The organism is Flavobacterium sp. (genome assembly GCF_039595935.1).
GTDB lineage: Bacteria > Bacteroidota > Bacteroidia > Flavobacteriales > Flavobacteriaceae > Flavobacterium.
This window is the reverse complement of sequence record NZ_JBCNKR010000006.1, coordinates 445,400-462,162: the sequence shown is the minus strand read 5'-3', so window position 1 is coordinate 462,162 and position 16,763 is coordinate 445,400. Positions and strand designations below refer to the sequence as shown.

The following is a 16,763-nucleotide window of genomic DNA, read 5'->3' as shown; positions in this document are numbered from 1 at the left end:
AACGAACTATTTTGTAGGGCTGGACTTCAGTCCAGTTTAATAGTATGAAAATTTTAATGACAACACAATGAAAAAGCTATTTCTACTAATATTTTTCTTCGGAATAACTTCAACAGGATTCTGTCAATTAAAAAACAGAACTTTTGAAGATGTAGATAGTTTACAACAAATTCAAAAACGAAAAATCATTGTTTTTATTCATACCGATTGGTGTCAGTTTTGCCAAAGGATGAAAGCAACGACTTTTAAAGACAAAGAAATAATTGAAAAACTAAATTCAAATTTCTACTTTGTTGATTTTAATGCTGAGGAAAAGCGGGATATTACTTTTCATAATCAGACATTTAAATACAAACCTTCGGGAAATAATATTGGCGTTCATGAACTGGCCTTGGAGCTTGGAACAATTAATGATCAAATTGTATATCCGGTTTTATGTGTTTTGAATGAGAAAAATGAAATTATATTTCAGAATAATAGCTATTTAAACCCTAAAGATTTAAAACTTCTTTTAGAAAAACTGAAAGAATAAATTTTCTTATTTTTGAGAATGAATTCCTCCCAAATAAAACATTTCGATTATATTTTTACAGGAACCGGACTGGCATCTTTAATGACCATCTATAAAATAATTTTATCCGGGAAATTTTCAGAAAAGTCTATTTTGCTGCTAGATCAGGATTTGAAGAAAACAAACGACAGAACTTGGTGTTTTTGGCAAAAAGAAGACACAATTTGGGATTCGGTTATCTCAAAAAAATGGGATCAGGCTTTGTTTGCAAATGAAAATTTTAAACGCCATTTGACGTTAAAACCTTATCAATACAGCCAAATTAACGGAATTGATTTTTACAGTTTTGTTTTCGAAGAGCTTTTAAAGCATTCCAATATTATTTTTCTAAATGAAAAAGTAACCGATATCAACGAACTCAAAACCCATGTTTTTGTGGGTACCGAAGAAAACCGATATACATGCAATTACTTATTCAACAGTATTTACACAAAAGCTTTCGCTAAAGCTCAAACTAAATATCCTGTTTTACAACAGCATTTTGTAGGCTGGTTTGTAAAAACAGAAACAGATGCTTTTAATCCGGATGAAGCCACTTTCATGGATTTTTCTATAGAACAAAAAGGCAATACGAGGTTTATGTATGTTTTACCCATTTCTAAAACAGAAGCTTTAATAGAATATACTTTATTTTCAGAAAAACTCCTTCAAACAGTTGAATACGAAAATGAGATTCAGAAATATCTTGAGCAATTAGGAGCAAATCAGTTTGAAATTCTGGAAAAAGAGCAGGGAAGCATCCCAATGACCAGTTATCCTTTTTGGGAGAAAAATACAAAACGGGTTCTCAATATTGGCACCGCCGGCGGGTGGACGAAGGCCAGTACAGGTTACACATTTAAAAACGCAGATAAAAAATCTTCTCAATTAGTACAATTCATTCAAAAAGAAGATTTCAAAATGAATGATTTTCATAAAAAAAACCGATTCTGGTTCTATGATTTACTGCTTCTGGATATTCTTTATCATCAAAATGAATTAGGAAGCCGTATTTTTTCTTCTTTATTTAAAAAAGCATCTCCAGCTTTGATCTTCAAGTTCTTAGATGAAGAAACTAATTTTATTGAAGATGTTAAAGTTATTTTAAAATGCCCAAAAGTTCCATTTTTAAAAGCGTTATTTAGAGTGATTTTTCTTTCAAATAAAGTTTAACCTAAAACACAGCCTTTGAAAAATATTACTTTAGGATTTTGTTTCTTTTTTACTTTTTTATCTTTTGGTCAGGTTTCTTTAAACAAAGCGCATGATGGCATCATCGAAGAATATTTAACAAATTGTGCCGAAAAACATAACTATAATATTGAAATGTCTGAATGGCAGACCTGTCTCGATGAAGGTTTGAAGAAAGACAGTACAGTTGCTTATTTGTGGCAGGAAAAAGCAATGCCGTATTTTAAATGTAAAAAATACGAAGTTGGAATGCCATATTTAGATAAGGCAGTTATGTATAATAAACAGGAATGGCTTCCGTACCGTGGTTTTATTAAATGCATTTTTGCAAAAACATATCAGGATGCCATAAAAGACTTTGAAGAATGTATCAAGCTTTACGGAAATAGCTATGTAATGGATCATTCCTACAACTTTTATATCGCTTTGTGCTATTTACAATTAAATGAATATAATAAAGCAGAGAAACTTTTGGATGACTACGTAAATGATATTTATAAAAACAGAGATCACTTAGAACATCCTACAGCTTATTTTTATCAGGGAATTGCTAAATATGAACTGAAAAAATGGGACGAAGCAATTGCAATTTTTGATAAAGCCTTAAAAATCTATCCGGAGTTTTCAGATGTTAAGTTCTATAAAGCAATCTGCTGGTTTAAACAAGGAAAACCGAAAGAGGAATTCATGGCTTTAGTAAATAATGCTAAAGAAGATGCCTCAAAAGGATTTTCTATTAATGAAGATAATACGGTTTATGAAACCTATCCTTATCAAAGGAAATTCATCAAACAATAATCATAAAATTCCTTTTATCGTTAAAAATAGTGCATGCCTTAAAAATAAGGCTGCGAACTTTGTTTTGTACTGAAAAATATACCCTATTTTCTTCTTTTATTGACTTTTTGAGGAGGTAGTGTAAACCGGTCGGGTTTTAATTTTGTTTATTCAATAACAATGCTCAATTCAATTTTTGAAAACAATAAAAAAGTTTTTTTAAGAATGATTGAATGAGTAAAATAAAGAAGAAAAATAAACAAAATAACGGTCTTCAAGATTATTATAAATGTGGTATGATCGGTTATTTACGATTAAGATGATTGTTTGATTTATGGGAATTACGAAAAACTTAAATTTTGATGCAGAAACTGCTGCGATAGGAAAAATATGTAAAGCACTTGGGCATCCTGCGCGAATTCAGATTATGACACTTTTGTGGAAAAAAAACAACAGAACTTGTGGTGAAATAGTAGAATTGATTCCGTTAGCGCAGTCAACTATATCCAAACATTTGTTAGAGTTAAAAAAAGGGAATCTGGTAAATATTAAAAACGAAGGAAAAAAGACAATTTATTCAATTGAGGTTGACAATATTGAAAATTTAAAAAAATTCTTTACCAGTTATCTTTCTACTATGGAAGTTTCTGAAAAAGAAAAAGCAACCGTTTTAACTACCAGACGTAAAATCAAAGGCAAAAAAAACTATTTGAAGCAATACAATTACGAGTTTGAACATAAAAAAACAGATAAAGTGGCGGTTTAAATTTTCTAGCAGTATTTGCGTTGCAAGGCAAACTTTACCAGACTAAAAATTTAATATCGAACTATAACAAAACTTTATACTTCAAATTAACTAGTTGCGAGTAAACTTTGTAACTTTGCAGATCAAAAGTAAAATTTTAAAAGACAAAAATATGTATCCACTAGATATGGTAAAACCAATGGAAGCTGAATTAACAGCTGCTGGGTTTCAAGATTTACATAGTGCTGAAGCTGTTGAGAATGCTATCAAAGCTGAAGGTACCACTTTAGTTGTTGTAAACTCTGTTTGCGGGTGCGCTGCAAGAAATGCACGTCCGGGAGCAAAAATGAGTTTAGAAGGAGCTAAAAAACCAGATCACCTTGTAACTGTTTTCGCTGGTGTTGACAAAGAAGCAGTTGATGCTGCAAGACAACACATGTTTCCTTTTCCTCCATCATCGCCATCTATGGCTTTATTCAAAAACGGAGAATTGGTTCATATGTTAGAGCGTCATCACATCGAAGGACGTCCAGCTGAAATGATCGCTGAGAATTTGCAAGATGCGTTTAACGAATTCTGCTAATTTTTTTTAAGGTGCTAAGGTTCTGAGTTGCTGAGGTTCTAAGGTTTTAGATACAAAGTGACAAAGGTACAGAGTTACAAATATTAAAAAAGGGTTGTTTCATTTATGAAACAACCCTTTTTATTTTAATGTTCTATAGGAATGTTTGGTTAGTAGAAAATTTGTATTGTTGTCATTGTTTAACGTTCTGGATGAACGTTTGATTGCTATTTTTTTCTACCGACGAAACATTCCTACGGAATGATGGCATTATTTAAAAAGCTGAGTTTTTATTAAATGCGCTGAGAAACCTTAGAATCTTAGCACCTTAGTACCTCAGAACCTCCAAAAAAACTAATTCCATCCCCCGCCGAGTGCTTTATACAGCTGAACCATAGAACTCAATTGTTTTTGGGTTAACTGTGAAAGACTTAACTGCGCTTCAAACAACGATCTTTGTGCGTCTAGTACTTCCAGATACGAAACATAACCGTTGTAATATCTTGCGTTAGATAAATCATAGTTTTTTTGTGCGGCAACCACTTGTCGGTTTCTGGCGGTCCATTCTTCTTTGAACATGGCAGTATTTTGAAGTGAATTTTCTACTTCTGCAATTGCCGTTAGGTATGTTTTCTGAAAGTTGAATTTCATTTCCTCGGTTAACTTTCTATTGTAATCCACACGGCGTTTGTTTTTTCCAAAATTGAAAATAGGTCCGGTAATGCCACCACCAACATTTTGGATGTAAGAGCCATCATTAAACAAATCATTAATCATAATGTTGGTAAAACCTGCGATAGCTGAAATGTTAAATGATGGATATCGCATCGCTTGCGCAACGCCAATTCTTTCAAACGAAGCTTTATATAAATATTCCTGACGTTTTACATCGGGTCTGTTTTCTAATAAAGCCGATGGAACAGAAGTTGGAAATTCAGTAAGAATTAATAATTCGCTATTGGTTTTTCCTCTCGGAATGGCTTGCGGAATCTGTCCAATCAAAACCGAAATAGCATTTTCTAAAGCCGTAATTTGTCTTTTGATTAACGGAATATTCGCTTCGGCGATGGCAACCTGTTGTTCGATTTGTACTTTATCCAATTCGGCAACATAACCACTTATAAAACGTTCGTTGATGATGTCATAAGCTTTTTGTCTGGTTTCTAAAGTATGAATGGTAATTTCCAATTGATTGTCGAAATCACGCAGTTCGAAATAAGAAATGGCAATGTTGCTGACAATTGTAGAAAGAACTACTTTTCTGGCTTCATCAGTTGCTAAAAGCTCATTTTGAAGTGCTTTTTTCTGATGGCGGTATTTTCCCCAAAAATCCAATTCCCAAGACATATTAGCCAATGCAGCCGAAGGCCACTGAAAAGTTTGAGCACTATTTACCTGACCAGAATATTGAAAAGATGGAAATAAATCAGCTTTTGCCATTCCGAGATTGGCCTGTACTTGCTCCAAACGAGCAATTGCAATTTTAAGATCGTAATTGTTTTGGATTCCTTTTTCAATTAAACCAATCAAAACATCATCGTTAAATATCGATGACCATTTTATAGTCGTAACCGATTTTGTAGTATCAGCAGGCTGATTGCTATATCGGAAAGAATCTGCCTGAGGCTGTTCTGGTTTGGCATATTTTGGTCCGACCATACATCCGTAAGGAAAAACAGCTATCAAAAAGAGCGCTAAAAATATCTTTAGAGTTTTCATTGTTCTTCTGTTTTAGGTTCATCGGTTTCCTCGGTTTTTTTCTTTCCGAATGTTTCAATAAAAACAAATAAGACGGGAATCAAACAAACTCCCAAAATGGTCGCTACGAGCATTCCGCTGAATACGGTCATTCCCATCACTTTTCTGGCTTGAGCTCCGGCACCGGTTGCAGTTAACAACGGAACAACTCCCAAAATGAAAGCAAAAGCGGTCATCAAAATAGGGCGGAAGCGCAGTTTTGCAGCGTACAAAGCAGCGTCTTTTGCGGGCATTCCTTTTTCATATTCTTCTTTGGCAAATTCTACAATCAGAATCGCATTTTTGGCAGCAAGTCCGATAAGCATTACCAATCCGATTTGAGCAAAGACATTGTTTACATAATCGGGACTCAGCAATCGACAAATGTATAATCCGAGAAAGGCTCCAAAAACAGCAAAAGGCGTCCCGAGTAAAACGCTGAAAGGCAGTTTCCAGCTTTCGTATTGCGCAGCGAGAATTAAAAACACAAAAAGCAATGCCATGAGAAAAACGGTGTTTCCTTTTCCTTCAGCCTGTTTTTCCTGATAACTCATGTTTGCCCATTCGTAACCCATTCCTGCAGGAAGTACTTTAGTTGCAGTTTCCTGTAAAGCAGTCATGGCTTGCGCCGAAGTAAATCCGGGAGCGGGAGTTCCGCCAATTTCGGCTGCTCGGTACAAATTGAAACGGGTTGTAAACTCGGGACCGCTTACTTTTCGAATTGTGGCTATACTTGTGATCGGAATCATTTTGTTGTCTTTGCTCCGAACAAATATTTTATTAATGTCTTCGGGATTTACAGTATAACTCGGATCGGCCTGAAGCAGTACGATATATTGTCGCCCGAATTTGTTGAACTCGTTAATATATTGTCCTCCTAAACTGGCTCCAATAGCGAGATTCACATCAGATAAAGAAAGATTGAGTTCGGTGACTTTTTCCCGATCGATATCCAGACTAATCTGTGGTACATTTGGATTAAAAGTCGTTCGAATGGTTCCAATTTCAGGCCTCTTTTTGGCTTCGGCCATAAATTGCTGCGCGTTTGCAAAAAGATACTGCGGTGTATTTCCTTCCCGATCCTGAAGCATCATCGAGAATCCGGCTGCATTTCCGATTCCCGTAATAGGCGGAGGACCAAAAGCAAAGACTGTAGCTTCGGGAATTCCGAAAACTACTTTTCCATTGACTTCTTTTAAAATTTGAAAAACATCTTGTTCGCGTTCTTTCCATTCTTTCAAAGCAACAAAGAAAAATCCGTTATTAGTAGCCACAGAATTTTTGATTAAACTAAATCCGGCAACCGAAGTGTAATATTCAACACCTTGATTTTGAGAAAGAATATGTTCTACTTTCTGAATCACTTTTCCTGTTCTTTCTAAAGATGAAGCACCAGGAAGTTCAATATTCACAAACATATATCCCTGATCTTCTTCGGGAACGAAACCGCCCGGAATTTTTCCTCCCAAAAGAATAATAGCTCCAACCACAATTCCGATGAAGATTAAGCTTCGTGCTGTTTTTTTAATTAGAAAACCTGAAAAGCCAGTGTATTTATTGGTGAATTTTCCAAACTTATCATTAAACCATCCGAAGAATTTTCCAAGCCAGCCTTTTGCTTCCTGATTCGGTTTTAATAAAAGAGAACATAAAGCCGGACTTAAAGTTAAAGCGCTTAATGCAGAGAAAATCACAGATATAGCAATTGTAATAGCAAATTGCTGATACAATCTTCCCGTAATTCCGGGCGTTAAAGCTACGGGAATAAATACGGCTGTCAATACAATTGCAATCGCAATTACAGGTCCGGAAACTTCTTTCATTGCCTGATTGGTAGCATCCCGTGGCGACATTCCTTGTTCGATATGATGCATTACGGCTTCAACCACCACAATGGCATCGTCGACGACAATTCCGATGGCCAATACTAATCCTAAAAGGGAAAGTACATTTATGGAAAAACCAAGCAAAGGGAAAAGCATAAAAACCCCAACTAACGAAACAGGAACAGTCAAAAGCGGAATTAAAGTCGCACGCCAGTTTTGAAGAAAGATAAAAACCACGATAATTACCAGAATAATCGCTTCGACCAAAGTGTGCATGATTTCGTTGATACCTTCAGAAATGGCAAGAGTTGTATCTAAAGAAACACGGTATTTTAAATCCTGCGGAAATCTTTTGCTGAGTCTTTCTATAGTATTTTTTACATTTTCGGCAACTTCCAATGCATTCGAACCTGGCATTTGTTTGATTCCGATTGTTCCGGCAGGGTTTCCGTTTAATTTGGCAATTGAAGCATAACTTTCGGTTCCTAAGGTTACCGTTCCAACATCTTTTAAACGAACCTGCTGATTGCTGATATTGGATTTTAAAATAATATTTTCAAAATCTTCAGGATTTACCAAGCGATCTTTCAGCATAACATTATAAGTAAACTCGTTATTTTCGGTTGCTGGCGGAGCACCAAATTTTCCTCCAGGCGCAATAGCATTTTGATCTTGAATGGAGCGAATGATATCAGGAACGGTCAGATTGTATTTGGCCATGATATCGGGCTTGACCCAAATTCGCATCGCATAATTGCTTCCTCCGTAAAGTGTAACTTCTCCAACTCCTTTAATACGTGCCAAAGCATCTACAATGTTGATATTGGCATAATTGGTTAGAAAGTTTCCGTCGAAAGTTTTGTTTGGAGAATACAAGGATAAAATCAGCATGGGCATTGAGAGCGACTTTTTGGTCGTAACTCCCGTTGTTTTTACGTCATTTGGAAGTTTATTGGTTGCTTCGTTAACTCGGTTTTGGGTCAGCATAGTGGCGTTATCCAAATCGGTTCCCATGTCGAAAGTAATGTTAAGCGTCATACTTCCATCACCTGTATTGGTAGATTGCATATAAAGCATATTTTCAACTCCGTTTACTTTTTGCTCGATTGGTGTGGCAACTGCCTGCTCAACATTTAGGGCATTGGCACCACGATAACTCGTAGAAACTTGTACCAAAGGCGGGGCAATTTCCGGATATTGAGCAATAGGAGTCGAAAGGACAGAAAGACCTCCAATTAAAACAATGAAAATGGAGAGAACAATAGCAACGATTGGTCTGCGTACAAAGAAATTATCCATAATCTAGTTGTTTAGAGATGATGCAATCTGCTTTTTATCTTTGTCGGCAACATAAGGAACCGGAACAACGGTTGATCCGGGCTGAATAAACTGATTACCAATAATGGCTACTTTTTCGTCGGGTTTTAAACCTTTGGTAATGATCCAGTCGACACCAATTTTCTGGCCAACCTCGACCATTCGGGTTTGAATGGTGTTTTTTTCATCTATAATGGAAACCTGAAAAAGTCCCTGAATTTCAGTTACTGCTTTTTGCGGAATCACTATAGCATCTTTTTGAGTACGAATCAAAACACGCACTTTTGCAAATTGACCAGATCGTAAAGTACCGTCAGGATTTGGAAATTGTGCTTCGATGGTTACAGTTCCGGTTGTGGGATCTATTTTGGTGTCGGAGAAATTTAAAGAACCTTTATAAGGATGTGTGCTTCCGTCTGAAAGAATTAAAGCAAGATCAGTAATACGTTCTCCGGCTTTGACTTGTTTTTGATAACGAAGATAATCGGCTTCGCTCACTGTAAACTGAACTCTGACTTTTTCGAGTTTAGAAACGGTATTGAGTTTAGAATCATTTCCAACTCGGGTAATATAATCTCCCAATCTGGCATTCGAAAGTCCGATAACGCCATCAATTGGAGATTTTATATCGCAATAACCTCGTTCAATTTGCTGATTTCTCAAACTCGCCTGCATACTATTTAGGTTCGAACGTGCCGCTTTGTCTTTCGCGACAGCGGCATCCAACTCTCGTTTACTTACGGCATTCATATCGGCAAGCGGGCGGATTCTTTTAAGTTCTTCTTCGGCATTTACCAAATTGCTTTGAGCACCGGCAACTTGACCGCGAACCTGCTCTACTTTGGTATCATATTCTAACGGGTCGATGGTATACAAAAGTTGGCCTTTTTTGACTCTCTGGCCTTCTTTAAAATGAATTCCGGTGAGAATACCATCAACTCTTGCGATTAATTCAATGTCTAAATCTCCAAAAGTCTGTCCTGCAAAATCTTTATAAATGGGGACATCTTCACTTTTGACCGTAACAAAAGGAGCCTGCATTGGAGGAGGTGCTTTGGGCTGTTCTTTTTTGCAGGAAGTAAATAAGGTAAAAAGAATGAAGAGGGGAAGGATTGGTTTTGGTAGTTTTAAAGCATTCATGATCATAAATGTTAAAATTATACCACATAAATTTAATGAATTTTTGTAACCAATTGATAAACAAGGGCTGTTTTTTGTTAAAGCAACTTTGTTGCGTATAAAAATCGCTTTAATAATGAACTTACATTTCTTAGTATGGTTCCAAAAATCAAGCATTTTTATTGTTTTTAAAATTGAAAAGAAAGCCTTACCTTTGCGCCCGAATTTATTCCATTTATAGATTCGTAATTAATTTATTCTTAACTTAAAACTGTTTATAGCATGCAACTGTATAACACTTTAAGCGCAGAAGAAAGAGCCATCATGATCGATGATGCGGGTAAACAACGACTAACGTTGTCTTTCTATGCGTATGCCAAAATTCAAGATCCACAAAAATTTCGTAACGATTTGTTCATTGCCTGGAATGCACTAGATGCATTGGGAAGAATTTATGTTGCCTCTGAAGGAATTAATGCTCAGATGAGTGTTCCTGCCGAAAATTTTGAAGCTTTTAGAGAAACTCTTGAAGCTTACGATTTCATGAAAGGTATACGATTGAATGTTGCCGTAGAACAAGACGATCATTCTTTTTTAAAATTGACCATCAAAGTGCGACACAAAATCGTTGCAGACGGTTTAAACGACGAGACTTTTGATGTTACCAATATTGGCGTTCACTTAAAAGCCAAAGAATTCAACGAAATCCTTGATGATCCAAACACAATTGTAGTAGATTTTAGAAATCATTACGAAAGTGAAGTTGGACATTTTAAAGGCGCGATTACTCCAGATGTAGAGACTTTCAGAGAGAGTTTGCCAATTATCAACGAACAGCTTAAAGATCACAAAGACGATAAAAATCTGGTAATGTATTGTACTGGAGGAATCCGTTGCGAAAAAGCTAGTGCGTATTTCAAACACCAAGGTTTCAAAAATGTTTATCAATTGGAAGGCGGAATTATTAATTACGCTAAACAATTGAAAGAAGAAGGTTTGGAAAGCAAATTCATTGGAAAAAACTTCGTATTTGATAATCGTCTGGGTGAAAGAATTACAGATGATATTATTTCGCAATGTCACCAATGCGGAAAACCTTGTGATAATCACACGAACTGTGAAAATGACGGTTGTCATTTATTATTCATCCAATGTGATGAATGTAAAGCGGCAATGGAAAACTGTTGTTCGACAGAATGTTTAGAGATTATCCATATGCCATTGGTGGATCAGGTTCGTTTAAGAACTGGAAAACAGGTTGGAAATAAAGTATTCAGAAAAGGAAAATCTGAAAATCTGAAATTTAAACACTCAGGCGAACTACCAGAAACTGCGTTGGCGACTGCACAAAAGCCAGCGGATATTCGTCAGAAAATAAAAGTAAAGAAAGTACTTCTTGGAAAAGCAGAACATTATTATGTAAAAGCACAAGTTGGACAGTTTACAATCGAAAACCAAGAGTTAAGCAGTGGTGATAAAATCTTAATTTCTGGTCCAACTACTGGAGATCAGGAAATGATTTTAAATAGAATCATTGTTAATGGTGCAGAAACTCAAACTGCTAAAATTGGAGATAAGGTTACTTTTGAGGTGCCTTATCGTATTCGTTTGTCAGATAAATTGTATAAAATTGTAAATTAGCGGTTTTTTAAACCCTAATTTACAATGTCACATTCTTTTACCAAATTATGGATTTATGCCATTTGGGCAACTAAAAATCGTAAGGAATTAATTGATTTTTCAATTGAGAAAAACGTGCATGATTATATTCACGATGAATTAATTGACTTGGATTGCCCTGTTAGAATCATTAACGGAATGACTGACCACATACATGTTTTATTTTTATTAAATCCGAAAAAATCTCTATCAGATATAATTCGTCAAGCAAAAGGAGGATCTTCTCATTGTATAAATGGAGTAAATCTAATTCCTGAAAAATTCGCGTGGCAAACTGGTTACGCAGCTTTTGCAGTAAGCGAATCTCAGTTAGATGCTGTTTATAATTATATAAAAAATCAAAAACAACATCATCTGAAAAAAAACGGACAGCAAGAATTTGATGAATTTGTAAAATTACATGGATTGTATACACCATAAAGATATTCAACCAACACAGCATATAAACATAGCCCACGGTTTCAACCGTGGGTACACAATGCAAATCCTTAACGTTGCATAACAATACGTTTCCCACGGTTGAAACCGTGGGCAATGTTTAACAAAAATTGTCTAACGCTTTACAAATAATTTTTAAAATATAAACTATGATAAAAGTCATAGGAATCTAATCTACCACCACATTATTTTTGTCAATTCTTAGATGACTGATCAAAAATCATTTCATTGGAATAATAGAATCAAAAATGACAATTAACAATACAATCGAACTCATGTCTCCGGCTGGAGATTTTGAGTCACTTCAGGCTGCTTTAGATAATGGCTGTAATTCGGTATATTTTGGAGTTGAACAGCTTAATATGCGTGCGCGTTCGACAATCAATTTTACGATTGATGATTTAAAAGAAATTGCCAATCGATGCGAAGCCAAAAACGTTCGAAGCTATCTTACTTTAAACACGATTATTTACGATCACGATTTATCAGTCGTAAAAACATTATTGACGAAATCCAAAGAAGCCAATATTACAGCCGTAATTGCGTCAGATCAAGCTGTCATTGCGATGGCGAGATCTATCGGAATGGAAGTTCATATTTCGACACAATTGAATGTAACGAATATCGAAACCATAAAATTCTACAGCTTATTTGCCGATACAATGGTTTTAAGTCGTGAATTAAGCTTACGTCAAGTAAAAAATATCACCGACCAAATTGAAAAAGAACAGATTAAAGGGCCAAACGGAAATTTAGTAGAAATCGAAATTTTTGGACACGGAGCACTGTGTATGGCGGTTTCAGGGAAATGTTATTTGAGTTTACATTCTCATAATTCTTCTGCGAATCGCGGTGCGTGCAAACAAAACTGCCGAAAAAAATATACCGTTATCGATCAGGAAACAGGTTTTGAAATCGAATTGGATAACGAATACATGATGTCGCCAAAAGATTTATGTACACTGCATTTCTTAGATCAGGTTATCGATTCTGGAATTAAAGTTTTAAAAATTGAAGGACGTGGCCGTGCACCAGAATACGTTGCAACAGTAACTAAAACGTATCGAGAAGCGATTGATGCGTATTACGAAGGCACTTTCTCAAAAGAAAAAACAGCAGTTTGGATGAAAGCTTTAGAAACCGTTTACAATCGAGGATTTTGGTCTGGATATTATCTGGGTCAGGAATTAGGCGAGTGGAGCGATATTCCAGGATCAGCGGCAACGCAGAAAAAGGTTTATGTTGGAAAAGGAATACATTATTTCCCAAAAGCCGAAGTTGGACAGTTTAGGATTGAAGCTTATGACATTAAAATCGGAGATAAAATTTTGGTAACCGGACCAAGTACAGGCGCTCAGGAAATGATTATTGATGAAATGTTTGTAAACGATGCTGCGGCAGAAAAAGCAACAAAAGGTGATGATTGCAGTTTCAAAATGCCATTCAGAATCAGAATGTCTGACAAACTGTATAAAATTGTTGAAGCATAATGGTTGTAGTTACTTTACAAAGAGATAAATGCATTGGCTGTAATTACTGTGTTGAAATGGATCCTATTCATTTTCAAATGTCCAAAAAAGATGGAAAATCGGTTTTGATTCATTCGCAGAATGCAAAAGGCTTTTTTACATTGAAATCAACAAATCATACGATTGTTGAGAGTTGTGAATTGGCGGCAAAAGCTTGTCCGGTTAAGATTATTACGGTTAAGGAAACTTAGAAATCATTAAATAAAAACAAAAATCCCCTTTTTGAAAAACAAAATAGGGATTTTTTGCTGTTACCTCATGTAACTTAAACATTATCGACGATTTATTCAATAGTTGAGTAACTCTTAATTTGAATGTAATCATCTTTGTTTTCAGTATCTCTAAAAAGAAATACAACATAATTGCTAAAAAAATCAGAAAGATTACGATCTTCAATTATATTTAGTTCACTGTTGTAAAATCGGGATGAATGTACGAAACTTTCTAAATTAAGTATTTTTTTAGATTTAAATCTTGGTCGGGTTTGTACATCGAATTCTTCAAAGAAAAAAGTACCGGTTTTAGATTTTCCGCCATCTTTTAATAAATATCTTTTTGGTGTACAATGCTCAGGTTCGTAAATGTATTTATTGTCCAGTTTAAAAAAAAGCGTATCCTTTCTTCTGTTTTCTACAATTTTTAAATCTTTTTGAATTGGATAATAAGAAATATATTCTAAATTTTTAGACTTAATCAATTCATTACCGTTGACAAAAAAGATAACGTACTTATCAGTTAATGAGTCTTTAAGTTTCCATTTGTCGACTATTTTATTATGATTGCCGTCATAATAAAATTTCTTATTTTCAATATAATCCTTTATTGATAATATTTTCTTGGGTTTAATTTCTTTCTGAGGAAGAGAATCTGCAGTAAAATAAATGTAGCCGTCTGTGTTTGTCTGTCTAAATTGCATTTTTTGAAATGCCAGCTTTTGAGTATATTTTTCGTTTGACTGTTTTAGTTCAATCGATGACGATATTGTATAATACTTATCGAGATTAAAAAAAAGAGTATCTTTTTCCTTAACTTGTGCTGTAAGGATAATAAATTTTAAGGACGATATAATTAAGAGAAATGTTTTCATTAGTTAAATCTCAATGATTTGTTGTTTTTAGAAAATATTAATTATTTTAAGCCTAAATTTTGTCTTTATGATAAGACAATTTCAAAAGCTGACAAATGTATCTATAAATTTCTTACAAAAAACTTAATGCTTCGTGAAAATTAAATTAAACGTAAGTTAAAAGCTTTAAAATTGAACGAAGAAGAGTTTGTAAGTGATTCAGATACAGTGGTTTTTCTTTAATAAAAAGCCGGTTAATCTTTTAACACCCCTTTAGAATTAATCTATAAATAGCCAAATAAAAAAATACTATCTTTACCGATCAAACGTTTATGAACTTAAGCTGTATTTTGGCAGCACTACATATATAATTATGGCATGTACAAGTTGTTCAACCTCAGATGGTGGCGCACCAAAAGGTTGTAAAAATAATGGGACTTGCGGCACCGATAGCTGCAATAAATTGACGGTTTTTGACTGGCTTTCAAACATGAGTCCGTCTAATGGAGAGTCGATTTTTGATTGTGTTGAGGTTCGTTTTAAAAACGGACGTAAGGAATTTTTTAGAAATACAGAGAAATTAACTTTAAGTATTGGCGATATTGTAGCAACTGTTGCTTCGCCGGGACATGATATTGGAATTGTTACTTTGACAGGAGAATTGGTAAAAATTCAAATGAAGAAAAAAGGAGTAAATCCGGATAGTAATGAAGTTCCTAAAATTTACAGAAAAGCATCTCAAAAAGATATCGATATCTGGTCTGTGGCACGTGATCGTGAAGAACCAATGAAAGTTCGTGCACGTGAATTGGCTATTCAGCATAAATTAGAAATGAAAATTTCGGATATTGAATTTCAGGGAGACGGATCAAAAGCAACATTTTACTATACGGCAAATGACAGAGTTGATTTTAGACTTTTGATTAAGGATTTTGCTAAAGAATTCAGTACAAGAGTCGAAATGAAACAAGTAGGTTTCCGTCAGGAAGCAGCTCGTTTAGGTGGGATTGGTTCTTGCGGACGTGAACTTTGCTGTTCGACCTGGCTGACTGATTTTAGAAGTGTCAATACTTCGGCAGCACGTTATCAGCAATTATCATTGAATCCACAAAAACTGGCCGGACAATGCGGAAAACTAAAATGCTGTTTAAACTATGAGTTAGATACTTACATGGATGCATTGAAGGATTTTCCGGATTACGATACAAAGCTAATAACCGAAAAAGGAGATGCAGTCTGCCAGAAACAAGATATTTTTAAAGGATTGATGTGGTTTGCGTACACGAATAATTTTGCCAACTGGCACGTTTTAAAAATAGATCAGGTAAAAGAGATTATTGCCGAAAATAAACAAAAAAACAAAGTTTCATCTTTAGAAGATTTTGCAATTGAAGTTACTTCAGAACCTGAAAAAGACTTTAACAATGCAATGGGTCAGGAAAGTTTAACGCGTTTTGATCAGCCAAAGAGAAAGAAAAAACCAAATCGCAAGAAAAAACAAAATGCTGAAACAGCAGCTGTTGCGACAACTGAAAAACCAAAACAGGTACATAATCACAATAATAAACCTGCTGGCGGCGAAAATCCAAATCAGCAGAATAATAAATCAAACAACCCAAATAAACCAAATCATAAGAATAAGCACAAAAATTCGAATAAATCAAACAATCCGAATAAGCAGAATTCTAATGAAAACAAACCTAATGAACCTAGAAAACCTATAATTAATACAAAAAATGAGAATAAAAAATAGCGGGATTCTTCTTTTGGCAGCGATACTTCTTTTTTCGTGCGACAAAAAGAGAGTATTCGATGAGTATAAATCTGTTGGAAATGCCTGGCACAAAGACAGTGTTGTAACTTTTGACCTGCCGGTTTTAGATTCTAAAAAAAATTACGATTTATTTGTAAATGTGAGAGATAACAATAATTATCCCTTCAATAATTTGTTTTTAATTGTAGCTATCGAAACGCCAAGCGGTTTTACAAAAGTGGATACTTTAGAATACCAAATGGCTAATCCTGACGGAACATTGATGGGAAATGGTTTTACGGATATTAAAGAAAGTAAGCTTTTTTACAAATCAAATGTTAAGTTTAAAGGGAAATACAAAGTTCACATTAAACAAGCCGTTAGAGAATCAGGTAAAATTACAGGAGTTGAAGCTTTAGAGGGTATTACAGACGTAGGTTTTAGAATAGAACAAAAAGATTAGAAAAATAGTT

15 protein-coding genes are annotated in these 16,763 nt (G+C 34.9%); 11 read left to right on the top strand and 4 right to left on the bottom strand.

Annotation, left to right across the window (positions count from 1 at the left end; all coding sequences use genetic code 11):
* The first annotated feature begins 67 nt into the window (after positions 1 to 67).
* The 5 genes from ABDW27_RS11710 to ABDW27_RS11690 all read left to right on the top strand — a co-directional run bounded on the left by ABDW27_RS11710 (position 68) and on the right by ABDW27_RS11690 (position 3,846).
* Positions 68 to 532, top strand: a complete 465-nt coding sequence (locus tag ABDW27_RS11710) for a thioredoxin fold domain-containing protein (protein WP_343696073.1) — start codon at positions 68 to 70, stop codon at positions 530 to 532.
* 18 nt (positions 533 to 550) lie between these two features.
* Positions 551 to 1,723, top strand: a complete 1,173-nt coding sequence (locus tag ABDW27_RS11705; protein WP_343696072.1) for a lycopene cyclase family protein — start codon at positions 551 to 553, stop codon at positions 1,721 to 1,723.
* A 15-nt stretch (positions 1,724 to 1,738) separates the two neighbouring features.
* Entirely contained in the window at positions 1,739 to 2,539 is an 801-nt protein-coding gene (locus ABDW27_RS11700; RefSeq protein WP_343696071.1) for a tetratricopeptide repeat protein, read from the top strand.
* Between the two features lie 313 nt (positions 2,540 to 2,852).
* Positions 2,853 to 3,284 (top strand): metalloregulator ArsR/SmtB family transcription factor, encoded by a 432-nt coding sequence (locus ABDW27_RS11695; protein WP_343696070.1) that lies wholly within the window; start codon positions 2,853 to 2,855, stop codon positions 3,282 to 3,284.
* 151 nt (positions 3,285 to 3,435) lie between these two features.
* Positions 3,436 to 3,846 carry a BrxA/BrxB family bacilliredoxin gene (locus ABDW27_RS11690; protein WP_343696069.1) on the top strand — a complete coding sequence of 137 codons (411 nt, stop codon included), beginning with the start codon at positions 3,436 to 3,438 and terminating at the stop codon, positions 3,844 to 3,846.
* 333 nt (positions 3,847 to 4,179) lie between these two features.
* On the opposite strand, the gene ABDW27_RS11685 is transcribed toward ABDW27_RS11690, so the two are convergent.
* From ABDW27_RS11685 to ABDW27_RS11675, 3 genes are read right to left on the bottom strand one after another with little or no spacing between them, the layout of a single operon-like run.
* On the bottom strand, positions 4,180 to 5,544 hold the full coding sequence (locus tag ABDW27_RS11685) for an efflux transporter outer membrane subunit (protein WP_343696068.1): 1,365 nt from the start codon (positions 5,542 to 5,544) through the stop codon (positions 4,180 to 4,182).
* On the bottom strand, positions 5,541 to 8,687 hold the full coding sequence (locus ABDW27_RS11680; protein WP_343696067.1) for a multidrug efflux RND transporter permease subunit: 3,147 nt from the start codon (positions 8,685 to 8,687) through the stop codon (positions 5,541 to 5,543). Before ABDW27_RS11680 ends, ABDW27_RS11685 begins: the two co-directional genes overlap by 4 nt.
* A 3-nt stretch (positions 8,688 to 8,690) precedes the next feature.
* Positions 8,691 to 9,845, bottom strand: coding sequence for an efflux RND transporter periplasmic adaptor subunit (locus tag ABDW27_RS11675; RefSeq protein WP_343696066.1), 1,155 nt, complete (start codon positions 9,843 to 9,845; stop codon positions 8,691 to 8,693).
* Between the two features lie 261 nt (positions 9,846 to 10,106).
* Between ABDW27_RS11675 and ABDW27_RS11670 the strand changes: the two genes are divergently transcribed.
* From ABDW27_RS11670 to ABDW27_RS11655, 4 genes are all read left to right on the top strand, one after another.
* Positions 10,107 to 11,465: a rhodanese-related sulfurtransferase gene (locus tag ABDW27_RS11670; protein ID WP_343696065.1), complete on the top strand. Its 1,359-nt coding sequence runs from the start codon at positions 10,107 to 10,109 to the stop codon at positions 11,463 to 11,465.
* Positions 11,466 to 11,489: 24 nt separating this feature from the next.
* Entirely contained in the window at positions 11,490 to 11,924 is a 435-nt protein-coding gene (gene tnpA / locus ABDW27_RS11665; RefSeq protein WP_343696064.1) for an IS200/IS605 family transposase, read from the top strand.
* A 266-nt stretch (positions 11,925 to 12,190) separates the two neighbouring features.
* Positions 12,191 to 13,432 (top strand): peptidase U32 family protein, encoded by a 1,242-nt coding sequence (locus tag ABDW27_RS11660; protein WP_343696063.1) that lies wholly within the window; start codon positions 12,191 to 12,193, stop codon positions 13,430 to 13,432.
* Positions 13,432 to 13,662 (top strand): ferredoxin, encoded by a 231-nt coding sequence (locus tag ABDW27_RS11655; protein WP_343696062.1) that lies wholly within the window; start codon positions 13,432 to 13,434, stop codon positions 13,660 to 13,662. Before ABDW27_RS11660 ends, ABDW27_RS11655 begins: the two co-directional genes overlap by 1 nt.
* A gap of 92 nt (positions 13,663 to 13,754) precedes the next feature.
* On the opposite strand, the gene ABDW27_RS11650 is transcribed toward ABDW27_RS11655, so the two are convergent.
* Positions 13,755 to 14,558 (bottom strand): hypothetical protein, encoded by an 804-nt coding sequence (locus tag ABDW27_RS11650; protein WP_343696061.1) that lies wholly within the window; start codon positions 14,556 to 14,558, stop codon positions 13,755 to 13,757.
* A 352-nt stretch (positions 14,559 to 14,910) separates the two neighbouring features.
* Here ABDW27_RS11650 and ricT point away from each other — a divergent pair, with 352 nt between their 5' ends.
* Positions 14,911 to 16,290, top strand: a complete 1,380-nt coding sequence (gene ricT / locus ABDW27_RS11645; protein ID WP_343696060.1) for a regulatory iron-sulfur-containing complex subunit RicT — start codon at positions 14,911 to 14,913, stop codon at positions 16,288 to 16,290.
* On the top strand, positions 16,274 to 16,753 hold the full coding sequence (locus ABDW27_RS11640) for a gliding motility lipoprotein GldH (protein ID WP_343696059.1): 480 nt from the start codon (positions 16,274 to 16,276) through the stop codon (positions 16,751 to 16,753). The genes ricT and ABDW27_RS11640 overlap by 17 nt, the downstream gene beginning before the upstream one ends.
* Positions 16,754 to 16,763: the final 10 nt, after the last annotated feature.